This window comes from Pseudomonas sp. F220 (assembly GCF_057813935.1).
The window spans coordinates 384,264-396,564 of record NZ_JBVASJ010000001.1 but is presented as its reverse complement, the minus strand read 5'-3'; the positions used below and the strand labels follow the sequence as shown (position 1 = coordinate 396,564).

13 protein-coding genes are annotated in these 12,301 nt (G+C 59.3%); 6 read left to right on the top strand and 7 right to left on the bottom strand.

From position 1 onward, the window contains the following. The first annotated feature begins 2 nt into the window (after positions 1-2). On the top strand, positions 3-773 hold the full coding sequence (gene hisF, locus ACZYSM_RS01695) for an imidazole glycerol phosphate synthase subunit HisF (protein WP_489068217.1): 771 nt from the start codon (positions 3-5) through the stop codon (positions 771-773). 70 nt (positions 774-843) lie between these two features. Continuing rightward, complete coding sequence (locus ACZYSM_RS01690; protein WP_489068215.1) at positions 844-1,599, top strand: substrate-binding periplasmic protein; 756 nt, start codon at positions 844-846, stop codon at positions 1,597-1,599. A 47-nt stretch (positions 1,600-1,646) separates the two neighbouring features. Here ACZYSM_RS01690 and ACZYSM_RS01685 read toward each other — a convergent pair whose 3' ends face one another. From ACZYSM_RS01685 to gpmI, 4 genes are all read right to left on the bottom strand, one after another. Beyond that, positions 1,647-2,429 carry a divergent polysaccharide deacetylase family protein gene (locus ACZYSM_RS01685; protein WP_489068213.1) on the bottom strand — a complete coding sequence of 261 codons (783 nt, stop codon included), beginning with the start codon at positions 2,427-2,429 and terminating at the stop codon, positions 1,647-1,649. 2 nt (positions 2,430-2,431) lie between these two features. Further along, the gene (locus ACZYSM_RS01680) at positions 2,432-3,739 is read right to left on the bottom strand and encodes a S41 family peptidase (protein ID WP_489068211.1); all 1,308 of its coding nucleotides are present in this window, start codon (positions 3,737-3,739) and stop codon (positions 2,432-2,434) included. Between the two features lie 31 nt (positions 3,740-3,770). Further along, positions 3,771-5,057 carry a murein hydrolase activator EnvC family protein gene (locus ACZYSM_RS01675; protein ID WP_489068289.1) on the bottom strand — a complete coding sequence of 429 codons (1,287 nt, stop codon included), beginning with the start codon at positions 5,055-5,057 and terminating at the stop codon, positions 3,771-3,773. Between the two features lie 252 nt (positions 5,058-5,309). Continuing rightward, complete coding sequence (gene gpmI / locus ACZYSM_RS01670; RefSeq protein ID WP_489068209.1) at positions 5,310-6,839, bottom strand: 2,3-bisphosphoglycerate-independent phosphoglycerate mutase; 1,530 nt, start codon at positions 6,837-6,839, stop codon at positions 5,310-5,312. Between the two features lie 152 nt (positions 6,840-6,991). Between gpmI and ACZYSM_RS01665 the strand changes: the two genes are divergently transcribed. The 3 genes from ACZYSM_RS01665 to secB are packed head-to-tail and all read left to right on the top strand — an operon-like array spanning position 6,992 to position 8,205. Then, positions 6,992-7,405, top strand: a complete 414-nt coding sequence (locus ACZYSM_RS01665; RefSeq protein ID WP_489068207.1) for a rhodanese-like domain-containing protein — start codon at positions 6,992-6,994, stop codon at positions 7,403-7,405. A 1-nt stretch (position 7,406) separates the two neighbouring features. Continuing rightward, positions 7,407-7,661 carry a glutaredoxin 3 gene (grxC, locus tag ACZYSM_RS01660; RefSeq protein WP_150802314.1) on the top strand — a complete coding sequence of 85 codons (255 nt, stop codon included), beginning with the start codon at positions 7,407-7,409 and terminating at the stop codon, positions 7,659-7,661. 58 nt (positions 7,662-7,719) lie between these two features. Beyond that, positions 7,720-8,205, top strand: coding sequence for a protein-export chaperone SecB (secB, locus tag ACZYSM_RS01655; protein WP_489068205.1), 486 nt, complete (start codon positions 7,720-7,722; stop codon positions 8,203-8,205). A 142-nt stretch (positions 8,206-8,347) separates the two neighbouring features. On the opposite strand, the gene trmL is transcribed toward secB, so the two are convergent. Next, on the bottom strand, positions 8,348-8,803 hold the full coding sequence (trmL, locus tag ACZYSM_RS01650) for a tRNA (uridine(34)/cytosine(34)/5-carboxymethylaminomethyluridine(34)-2'-O)-methyltransferase TrmL (protein ID WP_489068203.1): 456 nt from the start codon (positions 8,801-8,803) through the stop codon (positions 8,348-8,350). On the opposite strand from trmL, the gene ACZYSM_RS01645 reads away from it, so the two are divergent. Beyond that, a complete protein-coding gene (locus ACZYSM_RS01645) occupies positions 8,802-9,242 on the top strand; it encodes a hypothetical protein (RefSeq protein WP_489068201.1) in 441 nt (146 codons plus the stop codon). The genes trmL and ACZYSM_RS01645 overlap by 2 nt on opposite strands. A gap of 465 nt (positions 9,243-9,707) precedes the next feature. On the opposite strand, the gene ntrC is transcribed toward ACZYSM_RS01645, so the two are convergent. Both ntrC and glnL read right to left on the bottom strand, forming a co-directional pair. Continuing rightward, positions 9,708-11,144, bottom strand: a complete 1,437-nt coding sequence (ntrC, locus tag ACZYSM_RS01640; RefSeq protein ID WP_489068199.1) for a nitrogen regulation protein NR(I) — start codon at positions 11,142-11,144, stop codon at positions 9,708-9,710. Then, positions 11,141-12,226 (bottom strand): nitrogen regulation protein NR(II), encoded by a 1,086-nt coding sequence (gene glnL / locus ACZYSM_RS01635; RefSeq protein WP_489068197.1) that lies wholly within the window; start codon positions 12,224-12,226, stop codon positions 11,141-11,143. The genes ntrC and glnL overlap by 4 nt, the downstream gene beginning before the upstream one ends. Positions 12,227-12,301: the final 75 nt, after the last annotated feature.

Genomic DNA, 12,301 nt, shown 5'->3' with positions numbered 1-12,301 from the left:
CCATGGCGCTGGCCAAACGCATTATCCCTTGCCTGGACGTCGACAACGGCCGTGTGGTCAAGGGCGTCAAGTTCGAGAACATCCGTGATGCCGGCGACCCGGTGGAAATTGCCCGTCGCTATGACGAGCAGGGCGCTGACGAGATTACCTTTCTCGACATCACCGCCAGCGTCGATGGCCGCGATACCACGCTGCATACCGTTGAACGCATGGCCAGCCAGGTATTCATCCCGCTGACTGTGGGCGGCGGTGTGCGCACTGTGCAGGACATTCGCAACCTGCTCAATGCCGGCGCGGACAAGGTCTCGATCAACACCGCAGCGGTGTTCAATCCTGAGTTTGTGGGTGAGGCGGCGCAGCATTTCGGCTCGCAATGCATCGTCGTCGCTATCGATGCGAAGAAGGTGTCAAAGCCTGGCGAAACCCCGCGCTGGGAAATCTTCACCCACGGTGGGCGCAAACCGACAGGCCTGGATGCGGTGGAGTGGGCGAAGAAGATGGAAGGCCTCGGTGCCGGTGAAATCCTGCTGACCAGCATGGATCAGGACGGCATGAAAAACGGCTTCGATCTGGGCGTCACCCGGGCCATCAGCGATGCGTTGGGGATCCCGGTGATCGCGTCAGGCGGTGTTGGCAATTTGCAGCATTTGGCTGACGGCATTCTGGAAGGTCACGCCAGCGCAGTATTGGCGGCGAGTATCTTCCACTTCGGCGAATACACCGTGCAGGAAGCCAAGGCCTATATGGCAGCGCGCGGTATCGTCATGCGATAGTGTCTGGCCACTGGACAGCATGGCGGGCTCACGGCACTCTTGGGCACGCCATGGATTTCGGTAGCTCGTCATGTTCAAACGTCTTCTCCTTGTACTCACCAGCGCTTGGGTATTGCTCACTGGCGCTGCTCACGCAGCAGACAATGCCAACACCTCCCTGGTGTTGCTGACGGAAAACTTCCCGCCGTACAACATGGCGAAGAACGGTAAAAACTTCGCTCAGGACGAAAATATCAACGGTATCGCCGTGGATATCGTCCGTGAGATGTTCAAACGCGCCGAAATCAACTACAGCCTGACGTTGCGCTTCCCTTGGGAGCGAATCTACAAGCTTGCCCTGGAGAAACCGGGGTACGGCGTGTTTGTCACGGCGCGCCTGCCGGATCGCGAAAAACTCTTCAAGTGGGTTGGCCCCATCGGGCCGGACGACTGGATCATGTTGGCCAAGGCCGATAGCAAGATCACCCTGGAGTCGCTCGACCAAGCGCGCAAATACAAAATTGGCGCCTACAAAGGCGATGCGATTGCCGAGACGCTGACCAAGCAGGGTTTGGCTCCTGTGGTAGTCCTGCGCGATCAGGACAACGCCAGGAAACTGGTCAACGGCCAGATCGACCTTTGGGCCACCGGCGACCCGGCCGGTCGCTACCTTGCCAAGCAAGAGGGGGTGACCGGACTCAAGACCGTGTTGCGCTTTAACAGTGCCGAGCTTTATCTGGCGTTGAACAAGAACGTGTCGGATGAGGTGGTGGCAAAGCTTCAGGCCGCGCTGGACCAGTTACGCAAGGAAGGGGTAGTCGATGAGATTATTGCTCGGTATCTCTGACGCGTAGGCCCCGTAGCAGCAGGCTTCGCCAGCGGCTACGAAAAGCGCTACCGGTAAACCCCATCCTTCCCATGCCCCTCCATCGCTTGATTACTGCGCACACTGATCATCAACTTGATGTCGATCCAGTCGATGCCCTGGGCCTTGAGCTTTGGCAGTTCGCGTTCAAGTACGGCGAGGGTTTGCGGGTAGGGGTGACCGATCATTACCGCTGAGCCTTGTTTGTGGGCCAGGCTGATTGCTGTCTGCAACTGGGCGGTGATGGCTTGTTCGGTGCGTTCATCGTCGAGAAACACGTCGCGCGAAACGCTCGCCAGTCCAATCTTCTGCGCCTCGGCGGCGGCCACGGTTTTGGCGCTGGTACGGCTGTCGACGAAGAATTTATGCCGACGCTGCAATTCGGCCATCAGCCAGGCCATGGCCTTGGGTTCGGCGGTCATGCGGCTGCCCATGTGGTTATTGATGCCGGAGGTATAGGGCACGGCCTTGAACGCCGCGTTCAGGCGTTTTTCAAGCTCTTCGATAGGCAGATCGGGATGCCAGGCGAATGGCCCGGTAGCCGGGTCCATGGGCATGTGCAGAATGACGATCTTGCCAGCGCGATGAGCCTCGCGGGCAAATTCGGCGGCATGTGGGGTGTCCGGCATCACCGCTGTCGTGACCGGGCCGGGCAGCGCCAGCACCCGGCGATCCCGTGGCAGGTTTTGCCCGAGGTCATCGATGATCAGGCTCAAGTAAGCCTTGTGCGGGGTTGTTGCTGTCTCGGCGGACGCTGCATGAGCAGCACCCGCCAGACAGCACAGCAAGCTGAGGATGAGCCTTAAACGCATCCTCAGTGGCCGCGGGTGATGCTCAGACCTTTGAGCAGGCTCAGGGCCTGGGCCAACTGATAGTCATCGTCCTGCGGCATTGGCTTGGCCTTGCCGGAGGAACCGGTTGGCTTGTCGGCGCCGCCGTTGCCATTACCCAGGTGACCTTGCAGATCAGCTTCCTTGAAGTATTCGCCGTCCTGCACGTTGGTGATCTTGGCTTTGCGCACTTCGATGTCCGGCACGATACCTTGAGCCTGGATCGAGCGACCGTTTGGCGTGTAGTACAGCGCGGTGGTGATCTTCAGCGCGCGCTCGTTGTTGAGTGGCAGCACGGTTTGCACCGAACCTTTACCGAAGCTGGTGGTGCCCATCAGTACAGCGCGTTTCTGATCCTGCAGGGCGCCGGCGACAATTTCCGAAGCCGAGGCACTGCCGCCGTTGATCAGCACCACCATTGGCACGGCTTCGCTTTCGTCTTTGCCGGTCGCGGAGAAGCGCAGCTCGGAGTTGGCGATGCGGCCCTTGGTGTAGACGATCAGACCTTTGGTGATGAAGTGGTCGACCACTTCAACCGCCGATTGCAGCACGCCGCCCGGGTTGTTGCGCAGGTCCAGGACGATACCGCTGAGCTTCTTGCCGTTATCCTTGCGCAGCTTGGCCAGGGCCTTGGAAACCTCTTCGCCGGTTTTTACCTGGAACTGGGTGATACGGATGTAGCCGTAGCCGGACTCGAGCAATTGGCTCTTCACGCTTTTGACCTGGATGGTGGCGCGTGTCAGCGTCACGTCGAACGGCGTACCGCCGTCGCGAACCAGGGTCAGGGTGATTTTCTGGCCGATCTTGCCACGCATCTTGTCGACCGCTTCGGTCATGCTCTGGCCGCGAGTCGGCTGGCCGTTGATCTTGACGATAAAGTCGCCGGCCTGAATGCCTGCTTTGGACGCCGGAGTATCGTCGATCGGCGAGACGACCTTGATGAAGCCATCTTCGGCACCGACTTCGATGCCCAGACCACCGAATTCGCCGCTGGTGCTTTCCTGCAAATCAGCGAAGTCTTCCGGGCCCAGATAGGCCGAGTGGGGGTCGAGGTTGCTGAGCATGCCTTTGATGGCATTTTCCAGCAGGGTCTTGTCGTCTACGGGTTCGACATAAGCCGCCTTGATCCGGTCCATGACCTCGGCAAAGGTGCGCAGCTCATCGAGCGGCAATGGCGCCTTGGTGGTCGCGGCTGTTGGCGCAGGAGCGGCTTGGGCGGCAAACGCGTGGGGCGCACCGATCACAATGGCGATCGTCAGGGCCAGCGAGGTGAGGCGGGACAAATGCAGCATGTCAAACGAACTCCTGAGTTAGATGGCACGCTTATCCTTGCGCGCGACACCATTGTGCCGGATCACTCGGGTGACCCTGCTGACGAATAGCGAAATATAGCGCTGGCGTGTCTTGCCCACCGCTGTTGCCGACAGTGGAGATGGACTCACCGGCTTTTACAACATCACCAGCGGCTTTAAGCAGCGTCTGGTTGTGACCATAAAGGCTCAGAAACCCGTTGCCATGGTCGAGAATGACCAGCAATCCGGCCCCTCGCAACCAGTCGGCGAACACCACGCGACCGCCGTGTACGGCATGCACCTGGCTGCCGGCGGAGGCGCTGATCATCACGCCGTCCCACTTGGTGCGGGCATCATCGCCACGGGTTTCACCAAAGCGCGCCAGCAGTCGACCATCAACCGGCCATGGAAGTTTGCCGCGCGCCGATGCAAAAGGGCCACCGTAGGAGGCTCCGGAACTGGAAACCAAGGGGCCGGGCGCGGCTTTAGCTGGTTTACGCGGACTATCGCTGGCAACCGCCTGGGCCTCACGCAAGCGCTTTTTTTCGGCTTCCTGCTGGGCGATCAGCGCTTTTTGCCGCGCTTCTTCTGCCTCACGGGCCTGACGGGCCAGGGTTTCTTCGATGGTTTTGAGGACTTTAGACAGGTCGGCTTGATCCTGCTCGCGGGCTTGAAGTTTCTGGTCGCGAGCTTTTACGTCGTCGTTGAGCTTGGCCAACGCCAGTTGGCGCTCTTTGCGGACTTTATCGAGTTCGTCGCGCTGGCTGTCGAGACTGCTTTTCTGCACCAGCAGCTGGGCTTGCTGCATGGCAATGTCCTGCTCGACGTTGGCCAGTTGGCGCAGGGTTTCGTTGAAATTTTTCAGCTGCTCCAGGCGCGCCTGGCTCAAGTAGTCGTAATAGGTCAGGGTCCGGGCAAATTTTTCCGGATTTTGTTGGTTGAGCAGCAGCTTCAAGTATTCCTGACGGCCGTTCTGGTAGGCCGCTCGGGCCTGAATCGCGATCAGTCGTTGCTGTTCAATGCGCGCGCTCTGGAGTTTTTTTTTCTCTTCATCGAGTCGCTGCAGCTCGGATTCGCTCTTTTTCAGCTCTTTTTGCAGAGCGTCGACCTGTTTCTCCAGCTTGCCCATTTCGGTTTCGGTGCCGCGCAGGTCTTTCTGCACACCGGATTTTTCCTCCTGCAATTTGCCGAGGAGTTTTTTCAGCTCAGTAATATCCTGACGCGTGGCGTCCAACTGTTGTTGGGTTTGCGCTCGCTCATCGGCAAAGGCCGGTTGGAGCAGGCAAGTCAGAGCAAGGGCAATCAGGGCGCGAAGCATAGAGGCGGGCGACACCAGGGAAAGGGACAGCATAGTATGCCCGCCGCGGACCGCAAAAAAAACGCCCAATTGGGGCTGTGTGATGACTGGAGTGGCACGCAGGGTCTAATAGCCTTTGAAACTCCCAAATACCACTGTGGGAGCGAGCCTGCTCGCGATGGCGTCTTAACATTCAACGAAGACGTTGAATGTCAGATTGCTATCGCGAGCAGGCTCGCTCCCACAGGGTTTGACTGGGTCGGAACGACCTGCTTATACCAGTATCGAAGTGCCAGTCATCTCGGCCGGTTTCTCCAGCCCCAGTAACATCAGCATGGTCGGCGCGACGTCGGCCAGCACACCGCCTTCGCGAACCTTGAGGTCGCGCTTGCCGACATAGATGAACGGCACGGGCTCACAGGTGTGGGCGGTGTGCGCCTGGCCGGTGGACTCGTCTGACATCTGCTCGACGTTGCCATGGTCAGCGGTGATCAGTGCTTCGCCGCCGACTTTCTCCAGTGCCTCGACAATCCGGCCAACGCACAGATCCAGGCATTCAACGGCCTTCACTGCTGCGTCGAACACGCCGCTGTGACCGACCATGTCGCCGTTGGCGTAGTTGACCACGATGACGTCGTAACGCTGGTTTTCGATGGCGTCGACGATTTTGTCGGTGACTTCCGGTGCGCTCATTTCTGGCTGCAGGTCATAAGTAGCGACTTTTGGCGACGGGATCAGGATACGTTCTTCGCCCGGGAAGGGTTCTTCACGACCGCCAGAGAAGAAGAAGGTCACGTGGGCGTACTTTTCGGTCTCGGCAATACGCAGCTGAGTCTTGCCGTTTTTCGCCAGGTAATCGCCCAGTACGTTTTCCAGGCTGCCCGGCGCAAACGCCGACGGTGCCGGGATGCTTGCCGCGTATTGGGTCAGCATGACGAAACCGGCCAATTTCGGCTGGCGGGCACGTTCGAAGTCGTTGAAGTTGTCTTCGACGAACACCCGGGTCAGCTCGCGGGCACGGTCGGCACGGAAGTTCATGAACACCACGGCATCGCCGTCTTCGACCTTGACCGGCTTGCCAATGGTCGTGGCTTTGACGAATTCGTCGCTCTCGCCGCGTTCGTACGCAGCTTGCAGACCTTGCGGACCAGTGGCTGCGTTGAATTCACCGTTGCCGTCGACGATCAGGTTGTAGGCCTGGGACACACGGTCCCAACGGTTGTCACGGTCCATGGCGAAGTAGCGGCCAATGATGCTGGCGATTCGGCCCTTGCCAAGGGTTTTGAACGTCTCATCAAGCAGTTCGATTGACGACTGGGCGCTTTTCGGCGGCGTATCACGGCCGTCGAGGAAGGCGTGCAGGTAGATGTTCTCGGCACCACGTTTGAACGCCAGCTCGGCCATGGCCACCAGATGGTCCTGATGGCTATGCACGCCGCCTTCGGACAATAGACCGAGGATATGCACCGCTTTGCCAGCGGCCACGGCTTTATCTACCGCAGCGCAGATGGTCGGGTTTTCGAAGAACTCGCCGTCGCGGATCGATTTGGTCACGCGGGTAAAGTCTTGATACACAACGCGGCCGGCACCGAGGTTCATGTGGCCGACTTCCGAGTTACCCATTTGCCCGTCAGGCAGGCCGACGTCCATGCCAGAGCCTGAGATCAAGCCGTTCGGGACGGTGGCGCACAAACGGTCGAGTACGGGCTTCCTGGCTGAATAGACGGCGTTGGATTCTTGGCTCTCACTGTGACCGAAGCCATCGAGAATCATCAGGACCAAAGGTTTAGGCGTGGTAGTCATAGATTCCACTCGTGGCTGAGTTAAAAGAAGGCGATAGAAAAGGGAGTGGCAGTTTAAAGCGAAGTTCCGACGCCGTCACCGCCCGGCGGGGTTTGGCCGACCATGGTGGCTGTGTATACTGGCCGACTTTTAACGCTCTGGAACCTCCTTAAATGGTCGATCACCTGATTGCATTTGCCACCACCCACTATCTGCTCGTTGGCATCTTCGCCGTTCTGCTGGCTCTGCTGATCGCCCATGAGATGAAGGGCGGCGGCCGCAGCCTCAGCACCCGTGAGCTGACCTCACTGGTCAACAGCGACCAGGGCGTAGTGATCGACATCCGTCCAGCCAAGGATTTCGCTGCCGGTCATATCGTCGGTGCGCTCAACATCCCGCAGGACAAATTGACCGCCCGTGTTGGCGAACTGGAAAAACACAAGGCCAAGACCATCATCCTGGTCGACGCCCAAGGCCAGCATTCCGGTACTCACGCCCGCGAGCTGCTCAAGTCCGGGTTCACTGCGGCCAAGCTGTCCGGCGGTGTTTCCAGCTGGAAAGCCGACAACCTGCCGCTGGTGAAGTGACATGAAAAACGTCGTCGTCTATTCCAGCGATTACTGCCCTTATTGCTCGCGTGCCAAGTATCTGCTCGAGAGCAAAGGCGTAGCCTTCGAAGAGATCAAGGTCGATGGCAAGCCGCAGGTGCGCGCTGAAATGTCCCAGAAGGCGGGCCGGACGTCCGTGCCGCAAATCTGGATCGGCAGCACCCATGTTGGTGGTTGTGATGAGCTGCACGCCCTGGAGCGCGCCGGCAAGCTGGACGCGCTGCTCGAGGCCTGACTAACCCCCCCAAGATCAGCAAACCCTACAAGACCCCCAAGATCAGAAAGGATCTGAGATGACTGACGAACAGAACACTGCTGCGAACGAAGAAGAAACTGCACCGCAATTCTCCTTGCAGCGCATTTACGTGCGTGACCTGTCCTTTGAAGCTCCGAAAAGCCCGGCGATCTTCCGTCAGCAGTGGGAGCCGAGCGTCGGTCTGGATCTGAACACCCGTCAGAAGGCTCTGGAAGGTGACTTCCACGAAGTCGTGCTGACCCTGTCGGTGACCGTGAAGAACGGGGAAGAAGTCGCGTTCATCGCTGAAGTGCAACAGGCCGGGATCTTCCTGATCAAGAACCTGGACGACGCTTCGATGAGCCACACCTTGGGTGCGTTCTGCCCGAACATCTTGTTCCCGTACGCTCGTGAGACCCTGGACAGCTTGGTGACTCGTGGTTCGTTCCCGGCACTGATGCTGGCTCCGGTGAACTTCGACGCGCTGTACGCGCAAGAACTGCAGCGCATGCAGGAAGCTGGCGCAACGCCGACTGTGCAATAAGCCGTCGATATAGCGCAAACCAATGTGGGAGCGGGCTTGCTCGCGATGAGGGCCTGACAGTCGACACAGATGCCGATTGTTAGACCGCTATCGCGAGCAAGCCCGCTCCCACATTTTATTTGCGTTGTTATGAAATATTGCGTTACTTGAAACCCAGTTGTCGCCAGCCTTCATAGACCGCCACGGCCACTGTGTTCGACAGGTTCAGGCTGCGGCAACCTTCACGCATCGGCAAGCGCAGGCGTTGTTCGGCCGGGAGGGCGTCCAGAACCTCGGCGGGCAAGCCGCGGCTTTCCGGGCCGAAGAGAAAAGCATCCCCCTCGGCAAAGCTGGCATCGTGGAAGGGCCGCGAGCCCTTGGTGGTAAAGGCGAACAGACGCGGCTGGCCGAGGCTTTCCAGGCAGCTGGCCAGGTCGGCATGGCGTTGTAAGGTGGCATACTCGTGATAGTCGAGACCAGCCCGGCGCAGGCGCTTGTCGTCCATCTCGAAGCCCAGCGGTTCGATCAAATGCAGGTGGCAGCCACTGTTGGCGCACAGCCTGATAACGTTGCCGGTATTCGGCGGAATTTCTGGTTGAAAAAGGATGACGTGAAACATGCACGGCTCCGAACGTAAAGATGGGCTGCATTCTACGCCTGAAGAAGACCCACGGCCGAAGCTATTCCCGAAGGTGCTCGGCTCGTTGGCGATTGTCGGGATGATGGTCGGGCTGATGATCGGTCGCCTGACCACCCCCGACCCTAGCGTTTTGCAGCAGGTCGAGGTGACGAACGATGGGCTGGTGGTCTGGTTCAACAACGAACCCAAGACCCACGGTGAGTTTATCGACGGCAGCGTCGCGCTGCTGTTCGAGGCTGAGGGTAAGGCACAGCGAGGTCAGTTGAAGGTCAACGATAAGGACGTGAACTGGCGGGTGCGTTTGAGTGATGGGGGCTTGTTGCTGACGCTGGTGGCCGCCAGGCCATTACATGGCGAGTGGGCTGGCGCTGAGGTCGATGACCGCTGGCGGCTGGAGATCCATCTCCGAGAGGAATAAAAGAGGGAATCCCCGGCCTGCCTGTACCAGGGTTCCCGAAACGGGTGGGGCTCGTCGCTGATTGCGTCATGAGCCCCAGGTGTAAAGAGGGGAATCCCCGGCCTGCCTGTACCAAGGTCCCCGAAACTGGGTTGTGATTAGGTTATTGCAGGGGGCGTGCCAGGTTTTAATAAGTTGAAACAGATAGTCGCTTTTAAGCGCTGAAAGCCCCGTATTCCGGGGATTTCGTGTTTTTTTATAAGGATTCGATTGCGAAAGCAGGCGGGATTTCGGATCAGTTGCCGTGCGCGATTGCGGTTCACGGTGCATTCAGTCGGTGCACTGATGGCCCCAAAAGCATCGCGAGCAGGCTCGCTCCCACAGTGATTTTTCAGTGTTTCACACAATGTGTGAACACCATTGAACCCTGTGGGAGCGAGCCTGCTCGCGATTGGATGTAACTTTCAGCGAAGAGCTAAAGGCTGTTTAACCCTCATCCCCCTCGTCATCATCTGCACCATCGACCTTCATCCCCAGCTCCTTGATCTTGCGGGTCAAGGTGTTGCGGCCCCAGCCCAGCAGCACGGCGGCATCGCGGCGGCGGCCGGCGGTGTGTTTGAGGGCGGTTTCGATCATGATTCGCTCGAAGCTCGGCACCGCGCTATCCAGCAGGCTCGATTGGCCACGCGCCAACGCCTGATCGGCCCATTGGCGTAGGGCCTGCTCCCAGTTGGTCACCGGTGCAGAATCTTGTGGCAGGTTCAGCAGCTCAGGCGGCAGGTCGCTGATATGTACTTCGCGACCCGAAGCCATCACCGTGATCCAGCGGCACGTGTTCTCCAGTTGGCGCACGTTGCCGGGCCACGGCAGGTTTTTCAGGTACTCCTCGGTTTCGCTCTTCAGCAGTTTCGGCTCGACCGCCAGTTCTTGCGCGGCGCGGGCCAGGAAGTGCTTGGCCAGGGTCGGAATATCTTCGCGGCGGTCCGACATCCGCGGGATATGGATACGAATCACATTGAGGCGGTGGAACAAATCCTCACGGAACTTCCCGGCGTGAACCAGGGTTTCCAGATTCTGGTGAGTCGCGGCGATGATTCGCACATCGACCTTGACCGGGGTGTGACCGCCGACCCGGTAAAACTCGCCATCGGCCAATACCCGCAGCAGACGCGTCTGGGTGTCGGCCGGCATGTCGCCGATCTCATCGAGAAACAGTGTGCCGCCATCGGCTTGTTCGAAACGCCCGCGGCGCAGGTTGGCCGCACCGGTGAACGCGCCTTTCTCGTGGCCGAACAGCTCGGACTCCATCAAGTCCTTGGGGATCGCAGCCATGTTCAAGGCAATGAAGGGTGACGCTGCCCGTGGGCTATGCCGGTGTAGGGCGTGGGCCACCAGCTCTTTACCGGTACCGGATTCGCCGTTGATCAATACCGTAATGTTTGAGTGGCTGAGACGACCGATAGCGCGAAACACTTCCTGCATCGCCGGCGCTTCGCCGATGATTTCCGGGGTGCGGGTCAGAGTCGGCACGACCTCCAGGCCTTGCTGTTCCTGGGCGTGCAGGTTGGCGCGTTTGACCAGGGAAACGGCTTCATCGACATCGAACGGCTTGGGCAGGTACTCGAAAGCGCCGCCCTGATAGGACGCGACAGCGCTGTCCAGATCGGAGTGAGCAGTCATGATGATCACTGGCAAGCGCGGGTGCTGTTCGCGAATCCGCGCCAACAGGTCCAGACCACTGGTGCCCGGCATACGGATGTCGGAGATGATCACGTCCGGTTGCTGGCGAGCCAGACGGCTCATCACGCCATCGGCACTGTCGAAGCTTTGCGTGGTCATGCCTTCCTGTTGCAGGGCCTTTTCCAGAACCCAACGGATAGAACGGTCGTCATCGACGATCCACACGGTTTCACTACGGCTCATGTCGATGGGGCTCCTTGTTCCAGTGGCAGAAAGATCGAGAACGTGGTGTGGCCAGGATGGCTGTCACATTCGATCAGGCCCTGGTGCTGGCTGATGATGTTCTGAGTAATGGCCAGGCCCAGCCCGGTACCGTCCGGGCGGCCACTGACCATTGGGAAGAAGATGGTTTCTTGCAGCTCGGCGGGAATTCCCGGGCCGTTGTCGATGATTTCGACCTTGGTCACCAGCCGATGGCGCACATGGCCGATGGTGAACTGGCGCATCGCACGGGTGCGCAGAGTGATTCGGCCCAGGCGCAGTTCGTTCTGGCTGCCGATGGCCTGCATGGCGTTGCGCACGATGTTGAGCACCGCCTGAATCATCTGTTCACGGTCAATCAATACATCGGGAATGCTTGGGTCGTAGTCGCGCACCAAGGTGATGCAGCCTTGGCTTTCGGCTTCCACCAGACTGCCCACACGCTCGAGCACTTCGTGGATATTGGTCATCGCCAGCGACGGCAGTTTGTTCGAGCCGAGCATGCGATCCACCAGGTTACGCAGGCGATCAGCCTCCTCGATGATGACGTTGGTGTAATCCCTGAGGCTTTCTTCCGGCAGCTCGCGGGCCAGCAACTGGGCAGCGCCGCGAATCCCGCCCAAAGGGTTCTTGATCTCATGAGCCAGGCCGCGCACCAGCATCTTGCTGGTTTCCTGCTTGGACAGCTGGGCCTCTTCCTTGGTGATCCGCAGCAAGCGGTCACGCGGATGGACTTCCAGCAGCAGCAGGGTGTCGCCATTGCTGAGGATCGGCGTCACGGCGTAATCGACGGTCAGGGTCTGCCCGGTCAGGGCGGTGAGCATCGCTTCGCGCTTGGTGAACGGATGCGCTTGCTCGACGGCTTGGCGCAAGGAACTCAAGGCTTCGGCGGATTCGGTGAACAACTCGCTGATGAATTGCCCATGACTGCGCTGACCGCTGATGGCCAGCAGCATTTCCGCCGCGGGGTTCATGTACTCAAGGCGTAGGTCAGCGTTGAGTAGAATGGTTGCGGTGGTCAGGTTGTCGAGTAGCAAGCGGTGCAGAGCGTCGCTGATGGTCATTAGGACCTCTTTTGGAGCAGGGCAACCCGAGGCCGGTCCCGGATTGCGCGCGCGGATATAGCGCTGATGCGAGGA

What these genes read in the sequence shown, in the direction of transcription:
- ACZYSM_RS01680 (WP_489068211.1), bottom strand. Translation starts at nt 3,739, where the DNA reads ATGCTGCATTTGTCCCGCCTCACCTCGCTGGCCCTGACGATCGCCATT.
- glnL (WP_489068197.1), bottom strand. Translation starts at nt 12,226, where the DNA reads ATGACCATCAGCGACGCTCTGCACCGCTTGCTACTCGACAACCTGACC.
- gpmI (WP_489068209.1), bottom strand. Translation starts at nt 6,839, where the DNA reads ATGACTACCACGCCTAAACCTTTGGTCCTGATGATTCTCGATGGCTTC.
- ACZYSM_RS01690 (WP_489068215.1), top strand. Translation starts at nt 844, where the DNA reads ATGTTCAAACGTCTTCTCCTTGTACTCACCAGCGCTTGGGTATTGCTC.
- hisF (WP_489068217.1), top strand. Translation starts at nt 3, where the DNA reads ATGGCGCTGGCCAAACGCATTATCCCTTGCCTGGACGTCGACAACGGC.
- ACZYSM_RS01665 (WP_489068207.1), top strand. Translation starts at nt 6,992, where the DNA reads ATGGTCGATCACCTGATTGCATTTGCCACCACCCACTATCTGCTCGTT.
- ACZYSM_RS01645 (WP_489068201.1), top strand. Translation starts at nt 8,802, where the DNA reads ATGCACGGCTCCGAACGTAAAGATGGGCTGCATTCTACGCCTGAAGAA.
- ACZYSM_RS01685 (WP_489068213.1), bottom strand. Translation starts at nt 2,429, where the DNA reads ATGCGTTTAAGGCTCATCCTCAGCTTGCTGTGCTGTCTGGCGGGTGCT.
- trmL (WP_489068203.1), bottom strand. Translation starts at nt 8,803, where the DNA reads ATGTTTCACGTCATCCTTTTTCAACCAGAAATTCCGCCGAATACCGGC.
- ACZYSM_RS01675 (WP_489068289.1), bottom strand. Translation starts at nt 5,057, where the DNA reads ATGCTTCGCGCCCTGATTGCCCTTGCTCTGACTTGCCTGCTCCAACCG.
- ntrC (WP_489068199.1), bottom strand. Translation starts at nt 11,144, where the DNA reads ATGAGCCGTAGTGAAACCGTGTGGATCGTCGATGACGACCGTTCTATC.
- secB (WP_489068205.1), top strand. Translation starts at nt 7,720, where the DNA reads ATGACTGACGAACAGAACACTGCTGCGAACGAAGAAGAAACTGCACCG.
- grxC (WP_150802314.1), top strand. Translation starts at nt 7,407, where the DNA reads ATGAAAAACGTCGTCGTCTATTCCAGCGATTACTGCCCTTATTGCTCG.